The sequence below is a fragment of the Mariniradius sediminis genome, assembly GCF_021491425.1.
Taxonomy (GTDB): Bacteria; Bacteroidota; Bacteroidia; order Cytophagales; family Cyclobacteriaceae; genus Mariniradius; species Mariniradius saccharolyticus.
In genome coordinates, this window is record NZ_JAKEVZ010000003.1 from 71,804 (window position 1) to 93,881 (window position 22,078).

At 47.3% G+C, this 22,078-nt stretch carries 17 protein-coding genes; 11 read left to right on the top strand and 6 right to left on the bottom strand.

Features of this window, described 5'->3' with window-relative positions:
- The first annotated feature begins 8 nt into the window (after nt 1-8).
- The 7 genes from L0U89_RS04835 to L0U89_RS04865 all read left to right on the top strand — a co-directional run bounded on the left by L0U89_RS04835 (nt 9) and on the right by L0U89_RS04865 (nt 7,835).
- Entirely contained in the window at nt 9-1,322 is a 1,314-nt protein-coding gene (locus L0U89_RS04835) for an ATP-binding protein (RefSeq protein ID WP_234860495.1), read from the top strand.
- Between the two features lie 45 nt (nt 1,323-1,367).
- Entirely contained in the window at nt 1,368-2,477 is a 1,110-nt protein-coding gene (locus L0U89_RS04840; protein ID WP_234860496.1) for an eCIS core domain-containing protein, read from the top strand.
- 374 nt (nt 2,478-2,851) lie between these two features.
- Nucleotides 2,852-3,841, top strand: coding sequence for an N-acetylmuramoyl-L-alanine amidase (locus L0U89_RS04845; RefSeq protein WP_234860497.1), 990 nt, complete (start codon nt 2,852-2,854; stop codon nt 3,839-3,841).
- Between the two features lie 192 nt (nt 3,842-4,033).
- Nucleotides 4,034-5,245: a PepSY-associated TM helix domain-containing protein gene (locus tag L0U89_RS04850; protein WP_234860498.1), complete on the top strand. Its 1,212-nt coding sequence runs from the start codon at nt 4,034-4,036 to the stop codon at nt 5,243-5,245.
- Nucleotides 5,246-5,405: 160 nt separating this feature from the next.
- Nucleotides 5,406-5,894 (top strand): DUF8479 domain-containing protein, encoded by a 489-nt coding sequence (locus L0U89_RS04855; RefSeq protein WP_234860499.1) that lies wholly within the window; start codon nt 5,406-5,408, stop codon nt 5,892-5,894.
- A 109-nt stretch (nt 5,895-6,003) separates the two neighbouring features.
- Entirely contained in the window at nt 6,004-6,837 is an 834-nt protein-coding gene (locus L0U89_RS04860; protein WP_234860500.1) for a DUF4349 domain-containing protein, read from the top strand.
- Nucleotides 6,834-7,835, top strand: a complete 1,002-nt coding sequence (locus L0U89_RS04865; protein WP_234860501.1) for a hypothetical protein — start codon at nt 6,834-6,836, stop codon at nt 7,833-7,835. The genes L0U89_RS04860 and L0U89_RS04865 overlap by 4 nt, the downstream gene beginning before the upstream one ends.
- On the opposite strand, the gene L0U89_RS04870 is transcribed toward L0U89_RS04865, so the two are convergent.
- Entirely contained in the window at nt 7,832-9,127 is a 1,296-nt protein-coding gene (locus L0U89_RS04870; protein ID WP_234860503.1) for an aminotransferase class V-fold PLP-dependent enzyme, read from the bottom strand. The genes L0U89_RS04865 and L0U89_RS04870 overlap by 4 nt on opposite strands.
- 255 nt (nt 9,128-9,382) lie before the next feature.
- Between L0U89_RS04870 and L0U89_RS04875 the strand changes: the two genes are divergently transcribed.
- Together L0U89_RS04875 and L0U89_RS04880 are read left to right on the top strand one after the other, a co-directional pair.
- A complete protein-coding gene (locus L0U89_RS04875) occupies nt 9,383-10,945 on the top strand; it encodes an arylsulfatase (protein WP_234860504.1) in 1,563 nt (520 codons plus the stop codon).
- A 206-nt stretch (nt 10,946-11,151) separates the two neighbouring features.
- Nucleotides 11,152-12,324 carry a helix-turn-helix domain-containing protein gene (locus L0U89_RS04880; protein WP_234860505.1) on the top strand — a complete coding sequence of 391 codons (1,173 nt, stop codon included), beginning with the start codon at nt 11,152-11,154 and terminating at the stop codon, nt 12,322-12,324.
- Between the two features lie 31 nt (nt 12,325-12,355).
- Here the strand turns inward: L0U89_RS04880 and L0U89_RS04885 are convergent, their stop codons facing one another.
- Together L0U89_RS04885 and L0U89_RS04890 are read right to left on the bottom strand one after the other, a co-directional pair.
- Nucleotides 12,356-13,099, bottom strand: a complete 744-nt coding sequence (locus L0U89_RS04885) for a tetratricopeptide repeat protein (protein WP_234860506.1) — start codon at nt 13,097-13,099, stop codon at nt 12,356-12,358.
- A 3-nt stretch (nt 13,100-13,102) separates the two neighbouring features.
- Entirely contained in the window at nt 13,103-13,663 is a 561-nt protein-coding gene (locus L0U89_RS04890) for an RNA polymerase sigma factor (protein WP_234860507.1), read from the bottom strand.
- Nucleotides 13,664-13,877: 214 nt separating this feature from the next.
- On the opposite strand from L0U89_RS04890, the gene L0U89_RS04895 reads away from it, so the two are divergent.
- Together L0U89_RS04895 and L0U89_RS04900 are read left to right on the top strand one after the other, a co-directional pair.
- Nucleotides 13,878-14,168, top strand: a complete 291-nt coding sequence (locus L0U89_RS04895; protein WP_234860508.1) for a nucleotidyltransferase family protein — start codon at nt 13,878-13,880, stop codon at nt 14,166-14,168.
- Entirely contained in the window at nt 14,165-14,524 is a 360-nt protein-coding gene (locus L0U89_RS04900; RefSeq protein WP_040480447.1) for a HepT-like ribonuclease domain-containing protein, read from the top strand. Before L0U89_RS04895 ends, L0U89_RS04900 begins: the two co-directional genes overlap by 4 nt.
- 138 nt (nt 14,525-14,662) lie before the next feature.
- Here L0U89_RS04900 and L0U89_RS04905 read toward each other — a convergent pair whose 3' ends face one another.
- From L0U89_RS04905 to L0U89_RS04915, 3 genes are all read right to left on the bottom strand, one after another.
- Complete coding sequence (locus L0U89_RS04905) at nt 14,663-15,874, bottom strand: serine hydrolase domain-containing protein (protein WP_234860509.1); 1,212 nt, start codon at nt 15,872-15,874, stop codon at nt 14,663-14,665.
- A gap of 223 nt (nt 15,875-16,097) precedes the next feature.
- Nucleotides 16,098-19,367: a CHAT domain-containing protein gene (locus L0U89_RS04910; protein WP_234860510.1), complete on the bottom strand. Its 3,270-nt coding sequence runs from the start codon at nt 19,365-19,367 to the stop codon at nt 16,098-16,100.
- Nucleotides 19,368-19,475: 108 nt separating this feature from the next.
- Complete coding sequence (locus tag L0U89_RS04915) at nt 19,476-21,995, bottom strand: hypothetical protein (RefSeq protein WP_234860511.1); 2,520 nt, start codon at nt 21,993-21,995, stop codon at nt 19,476-19,478.
- Nucleotides 21,996-22,078 lie beyond the last annotated feature (83 nt).

Below are 22,078 nucleotides of genomic sequence, written 5' to 3' on the forward strand. Positions count from 1 at the left end.
TAACCTCTATGAAAAGTACCTTCATTCCTGCTTTTTCATTTTTGGAGCAAGCCATCCGCAACCGGCTTGACCATTTTTTTCATGAAAAACCGTTTCACAAGCCAGAGTTTGTATTGGAGGAAAATACAGAAAGCGACCCACTGTTGGCCTTTTTCAGACATTACCAGCTAAGCGACGAAAACATCATTCTGCTTACTGCGGCGATCGTGCCCCACTTGGTGCCGGGCTTTTTCGAACGGCTGATCCGGGATTACCTTCCACAGGGTGGTGAATTTCCTGAGTTTGGTGGGACAAAGGGGGAGAATTCACGGGGAATGGTAGCGACGGGAGAAACGGTGGTGTTCATTTTGGCCGGGATGGACCTGGAACGGCGCTTGAGTTTTCTTCCGCTTTTTGACCAGGACAATCCGCTGGTGAAGCACCGGGTACTGTACCTCGAGCCCGTCAAAAATGGAGAACCCAAGCTCAGCGGCAAGCTTTCCATCGATCCCGAATATGTGGAGGTACTGACGACCGGAAAAATCAGCCTGCCGACACTCAGCATCAATTTCCCCGCAGAACACCTCCAATCCAACATGTCTTGGGAGGATTTGGTCTTGCCACCACAGGTATGGCAACAGATCGAAGAACTGCAGGCTTGGCTTAGGCACAAGGATACCATTTTGCGTGAATGGGATATTGGACGGCGGATTAAACCCGGCTACCGTGCCTTGTTTTACGGTCCGCCGGGAACGGGAAAAACCGTCACGGCAACGCTCTTGGGGAAATATACAGGTCGGGAGGTATTCAAGATAGACCTATCGATGGTGGTTTCGAAATATATTGGGGAAACGGAAAAAAACCTCGCCACGCTGTTTGACAAGGCCGAAAACAAGGATTGGATCCTCTTCTTCGATGAAGCCGATTCACTCTTCGGAAAGCGGACAGGCGTACGTGACGCCCATGACAAGTACGCCAACCAAGAGGTATCCTACCTGCTACAAAGGATTGAGTCCTATAATGGACTTGTCATTTTGGCCTCCAATTTCAAAAACAATATCGATGCGGCGTTTATCCGCCGATTCAATGCACTGATCTATTTCCCGCTTCCGAGGACAGAGGATAGATTGGCTTTGTGGAAAAAATCCCTCCCAAGCCAGCTTCAAGCCAGTAGGGAACTCCATTTGCCCGAGATTGCGGAGCGCTACGAACTGACGGGTTCGCATATCGTGAACATCGTCCAATACCTTTCCCTGACAAGCATTGAAACAGGGAATTATGTGCTTTCCAAGGAACAGCTACTGCGCGGTATCAAGCGTGAATTGGAGAAGGAGGGGAAGTAGATTTTGAAGTAAGACAATTGATGATTCCGCAAAATGAAGGGACGGATGAAAGAGCAGAAAACCACAACGCAACCCAAAAATTTCACCCGTAAGGGGGATTTTTTTTCGTCCGATCAGATTTGCAAGGATACCAAAGTGAGCCTGCCCTCCGACCAGCGTGAGAAGGCGGCGGTAGATTTGGCGGGGCAAATCATGGGATCGACCAGAGAGGCCGCGACGCCACATCCAGGACCGGCATTCATTTCCGATGCAAAGTCTTCTACAGGGACCGCCCTGCCAACGGATACGAAGACGCAAATGGAGCGTTCGTTTGGTCGGAATTTTTCGGACGTACGGATTCATACCGACGATCATGCCACCCAATTGAGCAAGGAAATCAACGCCAAGGCATTTACGCTTGGCTCGGATATATTCTTTCAGAAAAAGTATTTTGATCCAAGGGGTGGATTGGGCAAGCGGCTATTGGCCCATGAACTCGCCCATACGATCCAGCAAAAAGAACTTTCGGGATATAATTTTATCCAAAGGGAAGGGGAGGAACAAAAGGATAAAGCAAAGGAGACCCCAAAAGTCGAAACGAAGGTAGAGGTTGTGACTGAGCAAAACATTACAAAAGGGGAAACCAAAGGAAAAGCGACGACAACCCGCTCGGCGGAGCAATCTGTTGGGGAGGGAGTTACCGCAAAAGCTTCGGAAAAAACCACAGGAGATGCTCGGACAGCATCTGCTGAGTTGGCGGCAAAGGACAAATCAACTGGTCTCTCGGCATCGACGGGAATAAAAGCCGAAGAGTCTACCGTTGATCCTACCCAAGCGGACAAAGCGAAAGGATTTATAAAGTTAGGAGGGAATTGGACATTGTTTGACGCCCGGCTGAAGTTGGAGTCGGGTATTTCTGCCGAAACGGATTTCAAGTACAAACCCTCGGTGTCTATAGACGGCAAGGCGGTCTTTTTCCCCAATGGGAGACTTTCGCCTGAGCTTGCGGGGAAATTCCTCTATGGAAAGGATGGTCCCTCCGGGCAAATCACACCTGGATTGAACTTCAAGATTACCGATGCACTTTCAGCCAAAGCAGGAGTCCCCATCACAATTGATTCTTCCGGAAAGGTCGGCGCCTCCGTTGGACTTGGCTTTGTGATCAAGTTCCCATAAGAGAAAGCGGGTGAGGCAATGCTGGTATTCTTGTGGCTGCCAATATTGTGTATGCTCGATTATTGCTCCCAAACCCTGAATCATCCTCGACATATTCCGTGCCTTATGGATCGATATTCCGTGTAGGCTTGATGCATATTCCGTACATAAGGCATCTCTTATTGATGGCCAAATAGTAGAAAATAGGGAGGGCTTGGGCCTTCGGCTTAAAGTGGATGGGAATCACGAAAGGATAGATGGACAGCGGAGATTGATATGCTGTACATCATTAACTTTTTGTTATTTCATGCTAGGGTTAGCCTTATTAATCTTCTAAAAATTCCCTAAATTTATCAATCTCGAAGTTTCACTTTTTACACCTTAATTTTTACGCTATGGAAAGCAGACATGGATTCACAAAAATGACCCTGGCCGAGTTCGGAACCTGGCTTGGACAACAGCGCGTCGGACGGACAATCCTCCACATCCAACAACACCATACCTGGAACCCAAGCTATGCGCATTTCGACGGTAGAAACCATTTCGAACGGCAGCAGGCCATGAGGAATCACCATATCGGCGCCAACGGCTGGGCAGACATCGGTCAGCATTTTACCACTTTCCCCGACGGAACGATCCTCACTGGCAGGCCCTTGGAGCGTGTCCCGGCGTGCATATACGGGCAAAATTCGAATGCCATCTGTCTGGAGCATTTCGGGAATTTTGATAGGGGTGGTGACAATATGACTCCCCAGCAACGCGATACCATCGTCAAGATGACGGCCATGCTTTGCAAGCGGTTCAACCTGCCAGTCAATGTGTATTCCATCGTGTATCACCATTGGTTTGATCTGAGTTCGGGCGTGCGCAACAATGGCGGCAGGAATACCAAGTCCTGTCCAGGTACCAATTTCTTTGGAGGTAATTCGGTCTACGATGCCACCAAGCATTTTTTGCCCTTGGTGCAGCGGGAGTTGGATGGATATCAGCCCGCCACTTCCAGTCCCAACCTCAAAGGATATGCAGTCGTCACCGCCTCACGCCTCAATATCCGCGACGCACCGACAACCACAGCCCTTATCGTAGCTGATCGCGAACCACTCCTGACCGGGTCCATTTTGAGGGTTTATGACGAAAAGAACGGCTGGTCGCGCATATCCAATTCCCAATCGCATTGGGTGGCGACCAGATTTACCCAACCTGTAAAGTATGCGACCGTCAAGGCAGATGTCCTCCGTGTACGCAGCGGCCCGCAAAACACATTCTCCATGGTGGGCACGGTCGGAAAGGGCGAGGAACTCTTTGTCGTCGAGGAAATTGGAGGATGGAGTAAAATCAGCCTGGAAGACCGCTGGGTCAACTCAGGATTCTTAAATTTTCCCTAAAGAAAAGGTTATACTCTCAATCACAATAGGAGGGCGAGAGCCTTCCTTTTTTGCTTTCTTACAACGGCTTGGGATGACTTCTCTGCTTTTTCGATCGAAGGATGCATGTAAAAAAAATTTTCATTGAGTTTAGATTAGATTAAATCTAAATAAAATAAATTTTATTTACTTTTGTGCCTTTCAGGATCTTGTATGTGGAAAGTCGTTCGTAAAGTCTTCCAAAAAATCCACCTCTACGCGGGGCTCACCGCGGGCTTGGTGGTGATCGCCGTCTGCTTGAGCGGCACGATTTACGTCTACAACACCGAAATCCGCGAGTGGGCAGACAAGGATCGGTACGTGGTGAAGCCGGGCTCGGAGAGGATTCCGCTGGATCATCTGAAGACACAGCTGGAAGGCAGTCTGGAGGGGGAAGTGACTTCTGTGCAGATTTATGGTAGCGAAGACCGCAGCGTTATTTTTTCTCTTAAAAAGGCTGAGGAAGAACGTCCCATCAATTATTATGTAGATCCCTATACCGGAGGTATTCTGGCATCCAACAAAGACAAGACCTCTGCCGAAACTTGGATGGGATACATGTTTTCCTTACACAGATGGCTGCTGCTTGATCAGGTAAAAGAGCCCATCCTATCCTCCATGAGCAATATGGAACTGGGACGATTGATCAATGGAATTGCCACATTGCTTTTCTTGTTGGGAGTCTTGACAGGCATCGTCATATGGTTTCCCCAAAAAATCAGCGCATGGAAACAAGGCTTGACAGTCAAATGGTCGGGAAATTGGAAAAGAATCAACCATGACTTGCACAATACCCTGGCATTTTATTCCCTGATCTTTCTTTTCATTATGTCTGTCACAGGTCCTTTCTGGTCTTTCCAATGGTACAAGGAAGGTTGGCAGAAAACTTGGGATACTTTCCAAGCCCCCAAATCAGAACCGAAAGTTGAAATCGAAGCACCGAAATTACCTGCGGCTGATTTTTCACTGGATGAAGTACTTTCAAAAACACAGGCGCGGCTTTCCTACCCCGGAAACGTCAGGATTTCCATTCCTGCTTATGCTGACGAGCCCATCAGCGTTAGCAAGTCCCAAATTGGGTTCTGGGCAAGGGCGGGTGCCGACCAACTTTCATTTGAACAATCGCGCCTTGAGCTTGTCGAAGCCAAGCTTTTTGCCGACTTGAGTTTTCGGCAGCAAATCGGCCGCTCGGTGAAGAGCCTGCATACTGGAGAGATTTTTGGGCAGGCAACCAAGTTCCTATGGTTTTTGGCTTGTATGGTAGCGACGTCGTTGCCAATCACAGGTACGTTGATTTGGTGGAACAGAAGGACGAAAAAGAAGCAGAAGAGATCCCGCCGCATGAATCTTTCCCAAAAGCCGGTCTTGGAGACATCTGCCTCCTGAGCACCATTGCCTTCTTGGAAATCCCTTTTCAGCGGATATTGGGTCAAATGAAATCCATGCCCAAGCGTTACGATTTCTTGGAATTGGCGACAGTTTGGTTGGATTTAAGAAAATTTAGGTAATTTTCCATTCCCAGCCCACACGCAAACACCCCATCAAGATGGCTCAAGCCTCCAAATCATTGCAAGACAAGAAAAGGAAGATTTACATTTTTCTGGCTTTGATAGTCGTACTGACTACCGCTCTTGTTATCAAGAAAATTTACCATCGAGTGAGCAGCGAAGGAACAGTTTCTGACGCACAGGTTTCCAATCAGGAAAGCCCCTACGAAAAACAGCTCCACCTGCTTTCCGAGGAAATCAACAAGGGCTGTCCGACGCAGGTAGATCAACAGACCCGCTTGGATAATACAGAAATCGTGGGAAAGAACGAGTTTCGCTACAATTATACGCTGATAAATCTGGAAAAGGGGAATTTTGACGAGGCGGACCTCAAGCAATACCTTTCCGCCCAGATCTTGGCAAATCTAAAGGATAACGAGGGCATGCGCTTGTTTCGTGAACAAAAGACCAAACTTTCCTACCACTATAAAGACCGAACCGGACAGCCGCTTTTTGAGCTGAATTTTGGGGAAGGGGAATACAACTGAGCTTCAGTACCAGGATTTGGGCAGGAAAAATGATGTAAAGCTTTGTCTTCCGACCTGCGTTATTTTCCACGAATTTTTTCTTTATTTTTAAGGTAAACTTATTGACACCATGAAGCTTTTTTGGATCGTTACGTTTATCCTCGCGGCCTGCGGGGGAGGAAGTTTGGAAGTTCCAACCAGTGAAATGGCTGATTTTGAGGAAGTGCTTGATGTTCCAGTTACCGGACAGCCCGCTCCTTTTGCCTCAGAATCCAATCTCTCGGAACCAGCCCTAGTCGAAAAGAAAATTCGGAAATCCGGGAATATTTCCTTCCAATCCCAGGATTTGGAGAAGGACTACGCACAAATCAAAGGCCTTTTGCCGCGGTACAAAGCGTATATCGAAAATGAAAACCAATCCAATGACCAGTATCGCCGAAACTACCAACTGAGCATCCGGGTGGAGGGCGCCTATTTTGATAGCCTATTGAATGCGATCGCCGGGCTCGCTTGGCGCATCGAATACAAGACCGCCAATATTGATGACGTGACTGCGCAGTACTATGACCTCAAAACCCGCATCGAAAACAAAAAGGCTTTGGAGCAGCGGTACAGGGAGCTCTTGACAAAAGCCAATGAGATAAAAGACATTTTGGAAATTGAAAAAAACATCAACGAGGTACGCACCGACATCGAAATGATGCAGGGCCAATTCAATTACCTTAGCAGCCAAATCCAATACAGTTCCCTGAATGTCACATTCTACGAAGAGCTCCCCTATGCCGTTAATTCCGGCCAAAAGAAAGGATTTGGCAACAGGATACTGAATGCACTCAGCAATGGTTGGAATGGAATGCTGACGATATTGGTCGGATTCGTGACGATTTGGCCATTCTATCTGATAGGATTCGGGATCTTTTTATTGATCAGGTTTTTGAGAAAAAAAGTCAATAAAAACCCATGAAAACCCGATTGATTCCAGTAATTCTGCTGATGTCGTTGGCTTGCACTACGATTCATGAACCTACGCTTTATACCAGGAATAGGGACAATAACTGTTACAAACAATACTATTACGACTATCACGAGGACGAAATCCCGCCACCGATCCATAGTGTCGAACTTGCCCCTGTCGTCGCTGAAAACTTTTCCTTTTCAAGTATCAATATCGCCCACGCCATGGGCATGTTGGAGCTACTGAATGTCTACCTGTCCAGCCTCGAGGCGTTTGAAAAAAATCCAAGTTTGGAAAATCGCCTGCGCCATTTGGAGCGGTTCCAGCAACTTTCCCAACAAATCGAATTTGCTGAACTGGAAATCACATCTGTCGTTTCTGAGATCAACTGTGAAGAGGAGCGGATATATCAAGTTGCTAACTACCTCAGGGGTAAGGAAAATGAGAAGACTTCCAGACTGACCATTGCCTCCATTGTCGTGGGAGGTGTTGGCGCGATCATGGCTGTAGCCTTGGTAGGACAGGGCAAGGCGCCAGAATTGGTCGGTTTGGGTACAGGTATCACAGAGGCTTCCCTCGGTTTGCTGATGTTGTTCAACGAGAAGGAAATTGAGTTTTCCCATGAAAGGAACCATCTAAGGGAAATATGGGAAGCCCCGACTGTGTCAAAGGTTTTTCCCGCTCCGGTTTGGTACTATCTCAATTATGTCGCTGACAATCCTGATGCAGAACCCGCCAAGAGAGAGCAGATTATCAAAAATTGGAGAAGTTTGGCCTTTTACGACGAGGTAAAGGAAAAACATCGGGCCGAATTAAGGGATAGGTTTTTTGGCACCGGAGGGCGCTACAACAGTGATGAATTGACCAACCGGGCGAATATGTACGAGCAACTCAATTCCGAGATCAACCTGATGCTTCAAGACTTGAAACATCTTTCTTTCGAAATCGAAAAGGTCCAGTCAAAAAAATTGAAAGGATGGGCGGATAGCAACAAGAGCAGCATTTAGACCTGGGAGGCGATTTTTTTCAGTGCTTCTACCAATCGATCCAGATCAGAAAGTTTGGTGTACACATGTGGCGATACCCGGACCAAGTGGATATTTTCGACTGAAATCGGGGAGGTATGGATCTTGTATTTAAGCATCAATTCCCGCTCCAACTCGCCTGGCGTCAAACCTTCTACCGATACCCCTGCCAAAGCACAGGAAAACTCTGGCTTGAGGGAAGTATGAATGTGGACCCCCGGGATTTCCTTGGCTTTCTGCGCCCAATAATCTTTGAGGTAGCGCACACGCTCCTCTTTCCGTTTTGTTCCGATAGCATTGTGAAAGTTGAGCGCCTCGCCGATCCCTTGCTCGATGGGGAAGCTACGGGTTCCGAGATTCTCAAACTTCCGGATATCCCCGCTTTTTGGGTCACCCGCACAGACCAATGGCCAAACCTTACCGATTTTCTCCTTTTTGATCCACAGCATCCCGCTGCCAATCGGGGCCGACAGGTACTTGTGCAGACTTGTGCCAAAATAATCCCCGCCCAAGTCCGGAATCTTGAAATCCAATAGGCCGTAGGAATGTGCCCCATCAATGATGACCTCGATGCCTTGGGCATGTGCCATGTCGCAGATTTTTCTGACGGGCATGATCTGACCGTTCCAATTGACCACATGGGTGAGATGGATCAGTTTGGTTTTGGAAGTGATGGCTTTGCGGTAGGCCTCCACGATGATGTCATCGTTTTCGATTGGAAAGTCAAAAGTGAGCTGCTTGTATACAATTCCTTCCCGCATTGCACGCTGCTTCCAAGCCTGCATCATATTTGGATAGTCTTGGGTCGAACCGATTACTTCGTCCCCTTTTTGTAGATCCAGTCCATAGATGATTGTCACCAAAGCCTCTGTGGAATTCCTGTTGATTGCTACTTCCTCGGGGTCGCAGCCTCCTAATTGCGCCAATGCCGCCCTTAGGTTTTCCCGGCCTTGGTCGAGTATTTTCCACATATAGTAGGATGGCCCTTGGTTTGCCATCGTGTTGAACCTTTCTACGGCTTGCTGCACCACAATCGGGCTGGGTGATACGCCGCCGTTGTTGAGGATAATGACCGGAGAGGCGGAGGCCGAATATCCCTGTTGGATGACAGCCCAATAGTCCTCGTTTTGGGCCATTTCCAAGGGCTCCAAATGCCGGTAACGTTCCTCCAATTCGCTCCAAGTTGCAGCATGCAGCTCTTGGAATAGGCTGTGTGCCGAAAACGCACTTACAAGCGCTCCGGCCTTTTTGAGGAAGGCTCGTCTGTTATCCATGATTGGGTTGGGGGATATTTTCAAGGAAACTAGTGAATATTCGAATTGGAAACTGGTAAAAAATGACAGTTGGGCAAAAAATGATTCAGACAAAGTGCTAAAAAAGGAACCTAAAGGAAAAAAGACAGATGTCGCTTTTTTGGCATTTGTCATCATTGAAGCAAATATGACAAAGGCGACACAGTAAAAGAGAAGTGTCTGCCATTGATATGTTACTTTTTGGGTTCTTTAATTCAACATAACCTTTTACTAATTATGAAAAGATTAACCTTATTGTTTTTTCTGCTGGCAGGCGTGGTTCCACTTAGTCAGGCACAAGCCCAAAAGAAACCCAATATCTTGGTGATCTGGGGCGACGACATCGGAACCTGGAACATCAGTCACAATAACCGTGGCATGATGGGGTATCGCACACCCAACATCGATCGGATTGCTAAGGAGGGGATTGCATTTACGGATTATTATGCACAGCAGTCCTGTACCGCTGGACGGGCGGCATTTATCAGTGGATCTGTTCCGGTGCGTTCGGGTATGACCAAAGTCGGTTTGCCGGGTGCAAAAGAAGGCTGGCAAAAAACCGATGTCACCATGGCAACTGTTTTGAAAGCCCAAGGCTATGCCACCGGGCAATTTGGCAAAAACCACCAAGGCGACAGGGACGAACATTTGCCCACAATGCATGGCTTTGATGAGTTTATGGGGAGCCTATACCACCTCAATGCCGAAGAAGAGCCTGAAAACAGGGACTACCCTAAGGATATGGTCTTGGCAAACGGAAAGACCTTTTATGAGACATTCAAGCCACGTGGAATTCTGCATACCAAATCAGATGGCAAAGGTGGACAAACCATCAAGGAGCTTGGACCGCTGACCAAAAAGCGTATGGAGACCATCGACGATGAGACCGTCGCTGCGGCAAAGGAATTTATCAAAAAACAGGTAGCAGCAGGCAAACCTTTCTTCACCTGGTGGAACGGTACCCGCATGCACTTCCGCACCCATGTAAAGGAAGAGCATATTGGCATTTCTGGTCAGGACGAATATGGTGATGGTATGGTCGAGCACGATATGCATGTGGGCGAATTGCTCAAACTTCTGGACGAGTTGGGAATCGCGGATAATACCGTCGTGATGTATTCGACGGACAATGGCCCGCACTACAATACTTGGCCAGATGCCGGCACGACTCCTTTCCGTTCGGAAAAGAACTCCAACTGGGAGGGTGCTTATCGGGTGCCTACATTCGTTCGTTGGCCTGGGAAGTTCCCCGCAGGCATCACGCTCAACGGCATTGTGTCCCACGAAGATTGGCTGCCGACCTTTGCTGCGATCGCAGGAGATACCAACGTGAAGGACAGGCTCCTCAAAGGGACTACCATCAATGGCCGTACTTACAAGAACTATATCGATGGATACAATCAGCTCGACTATCTGACTGGAAAAAGCCAGGTGTCTCCGAGAAATGAGTTTTGGTATGTCAATGACGATGGCCAAGTGGTGGCTGCACGCTATGGTGACTGGAAAGTTGTGTTTTTGGAAAACAGAGGCGAAGCCTTTGGCGTGTGGCGAGAGCCTTTCGTTGAGCTTCGTGCGCCTTTACTCTTCAACCTACGGAGAGATCCATTCGAGAAAGCGCAACACAATTCCAATACCTACAACGACTGGTTCTTGGACCGTCCTTTTGTGATCGTGCCAATTCAAGGACTTGCGGCGAAGTTTCTAATGACAATGAAAGATTATCCACCTTCACAAACTCCCGGGTCATTCAACCTAACCAAAATCGAAGAGATGTTGAGAAGTGCTGGCGGAGGTCGATAGCAGATGATTTATCACTGAGCAGTCCTTTCGGGTTGCTCAGTTTTTTCCACATTTCAATGAAACGATGCTTCGATGTTTGGCGTGGCCTTCAACAAGGTCCTAGGAAGAATGTGATTTTTTAAGCGTTCATCTCATTTTGGGGGAAAAAGACATCTCCCTTTGATTTGAGCATTTTTTCCTCCAATTTTCAACTTTTGAATTTTGGGATGGAAATCGTCATTCACTTAAAGGATCTGGTTTATTTGGGTTCCCATTTGTTTGGGATGGTGATTTCCGCCGTGTTGCTTTATGTTGGAGTGCGTAAATATGCCCCAAACGTCTTTTTGGGTTTCTCATTCTTCACTTTGACATACGGTACCTTCATCGCCTGGCTGGTATCCTCCGGAAATTTCGTCCATTTTCCGGCACTTTACCGGACCGGTAATATCGGAGGACTTTTATTTCCTGCATTTTTCTACCTGTACATCAGGGCCGTGCTTTATCCAAACTCACATTCAAAGCGTGACCTGCTTTTTTTCCTTCCGGCGTTTCTCTTTGTGGCGGACTATTCCCATGTGTTATTTGGGATGTCGATTGCGGAGAAAAGAGCGCTAATCATGCAGGAGATTTTTGATCCACAGCTATTTGTGGCGTATAACCAATCATTGTTTCTCCCAAAAAATTTCCATACGCTCTTTCGGACCTTTGTCATTCTTTTCTATTTGTTTCTCTCCGTTCGACTGTTGATTCAGCGATATAGGGGAAAAGAAATTCCGAAATTCGAGCGACCTTGGCTCAATTGGATGGTCATCTACTTGGGTTTTCTGTCTTTGATGGTCTTTCCGTTTTTGGCGGCCAATCTGTTGAAAATGGGAAGTCTGCAATATGACCTTTCCCATCTTACGGCCTCCGTTTTGATATTGGGTTCTGGGTTCGCCATTTTGTTTTTCCCCAAAGTGCTATATGGCCACAATGAATTTGAATACCTCCGCGTGGTTCAGGAGGAGAAGGCCGAACAAGACCCAAAAACAACAGAAGTATGGCCAGCCGAGAAATCAGCGCTTTTGGAAGGGAAACTGAAAGAAGTTATGGAAATCAAAAAGGCCTATTTGCAAAAAGGCTATACCCTCGCCGACTTGGCAAAGGACACCAAAATCCCCGCCTACCAACTCACCTACTACATAAACCAAATCCAAGATTCAACTTTTCATGACTTGATCAATCGACACAGGATAGAGGAAACCTGTAGCATCATCCAATCAGGCGAATTCCAGCACCTTACTTTGGAGGCGCTGGCAGAGAAAAGCGGCTTCAACAACCGGAATTCCTTTTCCGTTGCTTTCAAAAAATTCAAGGGCATGAAGCCTTCGGAGTTTTTGAAGGAATTCCAGCGTGGTTAATTGGTTTTGAAAAGGGTACGAAGACAGGATTTTATCTCATATTCGCCTCCTCCATCAGCCTTTTCGCCTCCGGTTTTTGGCTGCGTTGGAGGGCGTCTTTCGCTTTGTCGATTTCCCCCTGCTTGAGCCAAGTCAGTCCTAGATACCACCAAGCATCATCGGCAAAGATGCTGTTTTGACTTTCCAAAGCGGTCTGGAAATAACTTGAGGCTTTGTCACCTTGCTCGGAAGCCAAGTAGGATACTCCCAAAAAGTAATTCAGCGTGTCGTTTTTTGGCTTTTGCTGTAGTAGTTTTTCCCAGCGCTCGATGGCTGCTTGGTATTGGGCCATTTTGTAATCTACCATTCCCCGGTCAAATTCGTACTGATCACTGACGCCCATGGCAGTCACAAGTCCCGGGTCGGGCTCAAAGTAGGCGGTAAAGAGGCGCTCATTCGCAGACTGTCCACCACCCACAAGTACCCACAGGCCCAAGGCAAGGATAAGCGATGCGGCCACCGCCCAGGGGATCCAAGCAAGTTTCTTGGAAACCTGGGGTAGGGGAACGGTTTCGGTCGCAGCAATCTCTTCGTGGAATCTGTCCAGCGTATGGCGGAGATTGGTCGTTTCGACTTCCTGTAGGATGATCCTGATTTCCTTTACGTATTGGCGCAGGGCGGCATCGGCAGCCATTTCCTGTTCAAATGCAAGTCGCTCCGCCTCCGGCATTTCCCCGATGAGGTAGCGCTCGATCCTTTCAAATTCTTCTTGCGATATGTGGTTGGAATTTTCCAATGTCTAGGATTTTATTTGGGTCTTTACTTTTTCTCTCAGGCGCTGTATGCAGCGGTATTTGGTGTTTCGGGCTGTCGCTTCCGTCCATTGAAAGGCCTTGGCGATCAGTTCCATGGATTCCTTGGCGAAGTAAAACCGCCGCAGGATTTCCCGGCAGTTGTCCCCGAGGTTATTGATCTCGGCGGCTACCAATGTCCGGTACTGCATCCAGTCGTTGTCTTCCTCCTCGTCGATCTTGTCATGCTCCGTCTGGAGGAGGACGGTTTTCTTGAATTGGGAGGACCGGAGGAAGTCCAACCATTTGTTTTTGGCAATCTGGTATAAGTATCCCGTGAGTGCGCTGCCGTTTTCGGGTGTGAATTTGTTATCCTTTACATTGTTCCAAAAGGCGATAAATGCTTCTTGAAACAGGTCCTTGGCTTGGTCCTCGTCGCCGTTGTTGTCGAGGACAAACTTCCGTATCTTGGGGAATTGGGATTGGTAAAGCCAGCGCAGGATAGCGGCATCATTGGCGCGGACGCCATCGACCAACTGCTCCTGTGTGTAAAAAGTATCTTTCTGCATGTTAGCAGAAATATACTCAATTCCGGCTTTGAATCAATTTCTTTGCCTAGTACCGATACATCGGGCTGGCAGGGAGATGTCATCAGCATAAATTCAGAAAATTATTGCCAGGTGGGGTTGATAGCTGATTGCTTTGAAATCCATCGAAAAGTAAATGCCATTCATCATTTGGGTAGGGGAAATGAATCATCGAGAATTTGGTTAAATTTGAAATATGGGACAAGCTGTTGACATAGAGTCCAAACTTCAACAATTGATGCCACTTTTGGCAGATCGGTTTCATGTTAGCAAAATCGGGTATTTCGGTTCCTATGCTGCTGGACAACAGACGGAAAGAAGTGATTTGGATTTGTTGGTTGAGTTTTCTCAACCGATTGGGTGGGAATTTTTTACACTGGAGAAATTCCTCGAAAAGGAATTCGGTCTTAGCATCGACTTGGTGACTAAAGAAGCATTGAAAGAAAGGATAAAAAGACCAATCCTAGACCAAGTAAAATACATTTGAAACCTAGCAAGCGAGACAACATCTTGTATCTTGAAGACATCGTATTGGCGATGGAGCGAATTCAGGAATATATCCATGGCTTAGACTTCAATTCTTTCAAACGGGATTACAAAACAGTTGACGCAGTGATCCGGAATTTTGAAGTAATTGGAGAAGCCAGTAAAAACATATCCAAAAAAATCAAGGACAGCTACCCCAATGTTCCCTGGGAAGAAATGTACAGGCTAAGGAACAGGATTTCCCATGAGTATTTTGGAGTTGATTATCGCATAATTTGGGATATTATTTCCAGGAATCTACCTGGCAACCTTACTGAAGTCAAGGATATTATAGAAAAGGAACGTTTGAAGGAATAAGATACAGGTGGCATAGCGCAAGAGATCCCTTTGTCCTCTACAGATACATCGGGTTGACGGGGAGACCTCATCACATTTTTTGAGAAGAAATCAGCCGAGGATTCCCCCGGCTGATCGTAGCTGCCTCAAATGAAAAAATCAAAACTGGTCGATGCTTTGGTACACCGTAAGATTGTTGGTGAGCAAATCCACCAAGAGGGCCTGGTGGGCCTGCACAAAGGCATTGTTGGCGGCCGCATTGGTATAATCCGCATTGCCGTTGAAGATAAGCGCGACAGCCATTCCATTGCTTTCCGTCATGTAAGACGACCTGGTTCCAGGCAAAGCCCCATAGAAATACAGCCTACTTCCCCATCTGACGATGCCATTTCCAAAGTCTGGACTGAGGGGTGCCGGGCCTGAACCCTGCAGAAATTGGCTGTAGGTCGAGGCATTCAGAATGTCGGGTCTGGTAGGCACGCCATCGATGGCGGTTACGAATTTCAGTAGATCACTTGCGTTGATCACCAAGCCGCCGTCACCATCCCTTCGCTCCAAAGCGATGTTGTACTCAAATCCCTTTGTCCCACCTTGCCCATAGTATTTGACTTCGTTGGGGTGTCTTCCGCTGAGCGTGCCTTTGCCCATGATGGCGCTGCCGATTCCAAGTGGGTCCAGGAAGTCATCCTTCATGAATTGATAGAAGGACTTGCCCGATACTTTTTCTATCACCCTCGCGGCGACAAAATAGTTGGTATTGATGTACCAAAAACGGGAGCCTGGATCGTGTTTGAGCAGGGTATTGTCCAGCATCCAATCAAAAAAGGCCTTGTTGTTCATCGCAGGATTGGAATCTATCGCATCGCGGTCGTTGGACAATACCCAGCCACCGGTCGTCATTTGCAGCAAATGCCTTACAGTCACATTGAGGACCCGCGCGCTGTAGGCCTTGGTGCCGAATTCTGTTCCCAGAATTCCTCCAGACCCAAATACTTTGTCGTCGAGTGTAAGCTTACCGGCCTGTACGAGGCGCATAATCGCGACTCCCGTAAAGGTCTTGGAAACACTGGCGACTCTAAACCGGTGCTCAGTGGTCATGTCCACATTCGCTTCTACATCTGCTTTGCCGTAGGCCTTTTTGTACACGAGCTTTCCATTCTTGGAAATCGCCAAAGAAGCTCCCGGGATTTTGTGGGTAGTCAAAAACGTATTGATCTTGGCATCGATTACCTCGATGTCCTTTTGGGTTTCGGGAGTTGGGGTGATAGGTGTCGGGTCTTCCTCCTTGGGACTACAGGCTATGCAAAACAATAGAAACGAGAGCATGAATGTGCCCAATGTGCTGAATCTGAATCTGTTCGAGGTTTTCATTTTTTTGGTATTTGGTTGGAAAATAGGCTGCAAAACAATTTGAAGATCATGCATCCCTAGATCCATGGGGATTTGGGAATCAGATACATTCTTACATCGGGAGGATTGGAGCTTGTCATCAATTCTTTTTGAAAAAATTATTTGCAGTCTTCTTTGCTAAAGGTTTTGGATACAAAATGTGACGTTTTTTGGGCAAATGAATGATTGGAAGATGGTCGTCAGGCTACACATTGACCGTCGAAAACTTGCCGTCTCGGTACCATACTTTTCTTTTTTTCCAAATCAACCCGGCAATTCCAAGGATAGCAAGGGCCAACAAGGTGTACTTCCACCAAGGGATATTGGTGTCCAATGCTATCGGGCTGGGATCCCCGATCAGTACAATCCCGGCCCAAAACTCCGGGGATAATGCCCTTCCGCTGGCATGGGCAAGATAATGCAACTTGGCCGCCCGCAGTGCCGAGGGCTTATCCATGCCTTCCGCCAGCTTCTGGTAAAATATCTCAGTGATTTGGCTGCTCGCCTTTTCGTCAATCTTCCACAGGCCTACCAAAAGGCTTTGGCTTCCGGCATAGGTGAAGGCATGGGCGAGCGAAAGCATGCCTTCGCCAGGAGCTACTGTACTTTTGCCCGTTTCGCAGGCAGTCAAGACGGCCATCTGCGCGCGGAGGTTGAGCTTGTATATATCAAAGGCGAAGAGTTCGTTGCTTCCTTCCAGACTGGCAGGATCTCCGGATTTTGAAAAAATCAACTTCGAAAAATCGGGGCTGAGGTTGTTGGATTCGGCATGGGTACCAATGTGCAGGATACGGTTGTCCCCAGCCGAACCAATAAAGTTTTGGATTGTGGACTGGGTTTCCGTAAACGTTTTTCCGCCAAGTAATCTCTTCATCCTTGACACTAGTTCTTGGGTAAAAGGCTGCGGAACCAAAGTCAGGTAGGCGCGGTCCAAGTACAGGGAATCACGCACTCGGCTGAGGTAATCGATTTTCATTTGATCCGAAAAGCCCGGTGCAAAGGCCACGTAATTGGACTGATATGATTGTGGATTTCTGCCGGACTTCAGCAGATGCGAATGGAAATGGTAGCTGATGCTGTGTTTTGACAACAAACAGCCGTTTGCGAATTCACTGTAGTCATTGAGCCGTGTCGGAGTGAGAAGTTCGAAACTGAGGTTATACAAATCACGATCCGGGATGATGATCACTTTCTCATGCTTGATATATGGCAGAAGCGGCTGCCAAAGATGGGAATACAATTGGTTTAGGATTGCTAGGCAAACCTGGGGTTGATTCCAGTTTTCCGTCAGCGTAGCGATGTGGTTCTCCATTTTTCCATAGTCCAATTTGACCAAGTCCCTGGAGTCCGCGTCCATCACCATCGCGGTAAGATCATCTCCGACAAACATATAGCGAATTAGGCTGGTCCCGGCGGGAATGGTCTTTTGGATATCATCCAAACTGGCTTCGAGATTTCCATACCTGAATTGGTAATAATTAGGAAACTTTGTCTTCAGGGTTTCCAAGAAACCTTCCCAAGCACTGTTTGCAATGAGGTAAGATTCAAATCCCTCGCCATCCATTTGCAGCGATTGGGCCAAGTCGGTCTTGAGTTGCAGTTCGGTTTCCTGGATATCAGAAGGCACATTGGCAAAGCGCAGGTTGTCGAAGCGCTGCAAGCGTGAGCGAAGGCGGTTGAACACCGAGGATTCATGACGGGAGAGGAGCGATTCCATGTACCGTTTTTCTCCCGTGATTTCGAAAAGCTCCAGATCCAGTTTTTTGGCAAAGTCATACAATTCCTGGTTGTCGGCGATTAGCAAGCCCATGTCCTGATCGGATTGCAGGACGGTTTTTCTTCGCTCGATCGCATCAATCGCTTCATCCAGCATGGCGATGGATTTTTCGAGAAAAGCTTGGTCCCTTTGGGTTTCCAGAAAATAGGATGACTTCACTTGTATCAGGATAGCCTTTGGTTTTTGGGTCTCGATTTGGATGGAATCCAACCAAGACCGCTCTCCCCTCAGAAAATCCTCCTTGAAAGTTTCCAAAGCAGTTCTGCTCAATCGCAGGGATTCACCATAGGACTTGAGCAGAAAATGAACCTCTGCTAGGTTGATTTGGTGGTTGAAATCAAGCAGCGTTCCTGCGCCTTGGTTGGCGCGCACATACTTCAAACCTTTTTCCGCTGCATTCAAAGCCTCCTTTTTCAGTCCCGCTGCTGCAAAGAATGTGGATGCACTGGTTAGAAAATCCAAGTAGATAAAATCATAATCACCTCCGAGGATTTTCTGGTATTCGGCATCGGCCTTTAGGTACCAGTTCTTGGCCGAATCGGTATTCCCGCGTGACTCTTCCAACCTTGCCAAAGTCCCAAAGGCATCGGCTTTCCAATCTATATAGTCCCCCTCAAACTGATCCATCAATCCAAGCCATTGGCGCAAGAGCAACTCCGCCTGGTCATATTCTCGAAGCGCAAAGTAGATCTGCCCCAACAATATCTGCGACTTAAAGACCTCCGCACTTTCGGGCCCAAACGTGCTTTTCTTTTGCTCATAGGCATACTCGAGCAATTCCCGTGCTTTGGAATAGTTGCCGAGACCCTTGTGCATACCAGCCAGATTGTCGATGGCTTGGTAGAGGAATTCTTGGCCTTTGGCGATTTCCAATGGATCGGACATGGCCTCGATAAAATCACTCAGGTGGCCGATCGTCATTTCCATCGATTGGATGCCGGCCGAGGTTTTGCCTAAGACCGCCTGTACGCCAGCGAGGTTGTTGAGTACCATGGCAGGGCGATAATGTTGGTTTTTGGGTGTGTCTTCCATTTTTGGGAATTGCTTCAAAGCTTCCGAGAAGTAATATTCCGCGGAGTCGAACCGCGACCCAAACCAATTGATATTACCGAGCGCGTTGTAGCTCAGGTACATAGACTCAGGATCGAGTTTGGGTTCCTTGCGATAGAGCGCAATGGCCTTAAATGAATGTTCTTTGGCTTGCTCCCTTTTTCCCAAATAGAGTGAATAGCTGGCTAGGTTGTTTTGGATCCTTCCCCGGTCCTTGAAGCTGGTTTTCGGATCTTTGCTGGCCCAGTCAAAAGCTTTGATGTTTGCCTCGTAGGCCAATGCAGTAGCTCCGATATATTCAAAATATCCGGCTGCTTCCCGAAAGGCCTGTTTGTTAAGATTTGGGGCAAGGCCCTTTTCCAGGAATTCGTCGACAAAGCGATTCACTGCTTCGATACCTTTGGCATCGCCACCTTTTTCCCCTGCAATCCTTCCCACGTAGGACACATACCTGGGAAGGGAATCGTCCATTCCTTCGGCTGCAGCGAGTTTCAGTTGTGCCTTGAGCGCAGAATCTGCCTTCGATACTTGATTATTCTCAAGAGCATTTTCGATCCAAACCAAGCCTGATTGTCCTACTTGGGCAACAGTTTCCTGCCGGCCCAGCCAAAAAATCAGAATCAAACCGGTGAAAAATCTGGCTGACATGCTGTGTGGTTTTGAGGAAAAAGGGGGGCTCAAGTCCTTGAAAAAGAAAGGCTGTCCCTCCCCGCTGATTTGTGAAATTTAAAGAAAATAATGAAAGATTCGAAGTGCCTAATCCGTGATTTCGATCACGATGTTGGCCCGGCCTCCGAGTGGTTTGTAGATTCCAATATAGTGGTCAAGCTTCGACAGGCAATCGTCCCGTTTTGGCCCATCGCCCCATGATCTGCTGATCGTGAACAGGTAATTCCCATCAAGGGTTTGGTTTGGTCCTGCCCCTGGATATCCATATTCTACGGGAGGGGTTTGTCCAGGTCTCCAAGTTGAGGTTCTGTTGTCCCAACGGTAGGGTTTCTTGAAGCCATAGAATGTAACAGTGTATTTGACGGCTTTGGGATGAATTGGAACCACTGCCATAAAATTCGCACCGACGTTGCACCGTGTTGCGGTACTGTTATCCCATGTCTTTACTTCTAGCGGAACATCCAATACAATCTTTTTGGGGTCATTGGCGACGGTTAGTTCGCCTTTGACGATTTCTCGGAGTACCCAGTTTCCATCTGATTTACCTTTGAAATATACCCGTGCAATGAATGTTTCTTTGCCTTCTTTGACCTCTTTATCCAGCACCTCATAGTTCAAGGCATTCCCCATGGTCGTGGCGCTTTTAAGTGTGCCATTGAATTTACCGTATTTCCCGGAAGTCTCCCATTCGACTTTGTAGTCCAATGCGTCGTTTTGAACTATGTCATTTACCCCATCTGTCCTTTCAAGGTAAAGCCTCACGCTTTGCCCACCCATCAGGGTGATTTTTTCGGGCTTCATGACGAGCTTGAGTTTTTTGACGTTGATCTTGGCTTCTGCTTTTCCAAGACTTGTAAGGGTGGTTCCTTTTTTGATAAACACTTCGACCGTGATTACGTCCATGTTATTACCATCAGACAGGTCCGCAGCCTTCGCGTCACTTCGATAGGTCATCATGGCGGTGCTTGTCTCCACTTGTGTGTGTTTTTTGCTTTGATGGTAGAGGTAGATGTATTTGCCTGGTGTGGACCATTTGTAGACGAAGGACTCGCCTTCTGCCAGCGGCGTCTTGGTTTCCACTTTGACGTTGTAATAGGCCGATGTAACGATCATTTCCTCTTTTGGGGTCATGACAAGGTCATCTGCCTTGACTTTGGCGGTGAATTCGACCAGGTAATCGGACAAAGCAATATGGTCCAAAAGGAACTTGTAATCTGCTGCCTTGAGGACGTAATCAACCAGTTTTATCGCATTTAGCGCTGACTTCACCTTTTTGGTTACTTCCTCGGGAGTCTCTGTGACAAGACCTGGTTTTTTGGCCTTGAGGATCTTCAATCCATCCAGTGCCAAATCCTCCACCATATCATCAAATTTTTTGCTTGGATATTCTGATATTCCCATCCAAATGGTCTCTTTGAACGCTTTAATGTAATCCCCTTCTTTAAGGGCTTGTTCAATCGCGGGGGAGGACTTTACGAAAACGTCAATGGTCCAGAGGATGTCTTTAAATTCATCGGATTGGGTTCCAAACAAAGCATCATCCATGCTCAATACATCAAATATGAAGGGCACTAGAAAGTCCAGTGCAAACGTCTCTATAATCAACCGATCGAGCTTTTCCTTTTCTGCATTGGTGAGGTCCAAACCTGAAATGTTTCCCATTCCAGGACCAACAACCCTTACCTTGTACGTAGCTTCAGATTCTGATTCCTTCATGGGGAGGTTGACCGGGCCATTTTCTGTCATGGCAAATTCAGGTTCCTTTTCCATGATTTTTCCCATCATCCATTCTTTCAAAGTTCCTGAAAATGAGGTGATCCCGATTCTCGGATTGATAGCAATATCTTTTTCGGAAACATCGGCTCCACCAATTTTTTGTTTAATGGTGGTTTCCAAACCCTCTTTGTCTTTAAATGCGGTTTTGTAAGTAAACGCATGGGCCCTCCTTCTTCTCTCATTTCGAATATTTACGTTTTGGTGGTCCAATTCATAGACCTGAATTCCGCTTTTGAACCCTTTAGTGTCCACATCGATCTGTTTTGCTCGGATGTCAATAGTATCTGATGGAGCAAAGGTTGAGAGGTACGCTGTCAGCGAATTCATGAATTTCCCGGTCTTTAGCATATCTGGGCTGGTTGAAAATTCGTTCGATAAAGATTGGCTGAATTCAGACATGCCGTCCAATGTTGAAAATCCTTCCAAGTATTTCTTCTTGATTTCGTGGGGCTGAAATGAAATCCCCATACCGAAGTATACCAATACCGAAGCGGTCGTGGCAATGGAAATTTCCTTGTTGGTATCCGTTATAAATCCAGCCAACAGGGTGTTTCCGGCTTCATCTACCAGAAAAGCCAATTTGGAGGCGCCGGCAGCAAACCGGACTTTGGATTTGCCTGTGTTGTCTACCGGGTACTCGGCAAAACCCGAAAGTAGCTTTGTTTTGGAAAGATCGACAGTACTACCCGTAGGCAGGACGATGTTGACGTCCGACGTCGGGAAGACAGTTTGTACAGGATCGGTGCCCGGGTTTGTACCCGGATTCTCTTCTTCCTGGCAGGAAAATACCAGCGACAGGACCAGCAGTAGGGGAAAAGTGTATTTTTTCATGGCGGCTAGCAGTTTTTGGAAACACATCGGCTGATTTGGTCATTGTCATCAAGGAATTTGAGGATTTTTTCAAAAACTTTTTG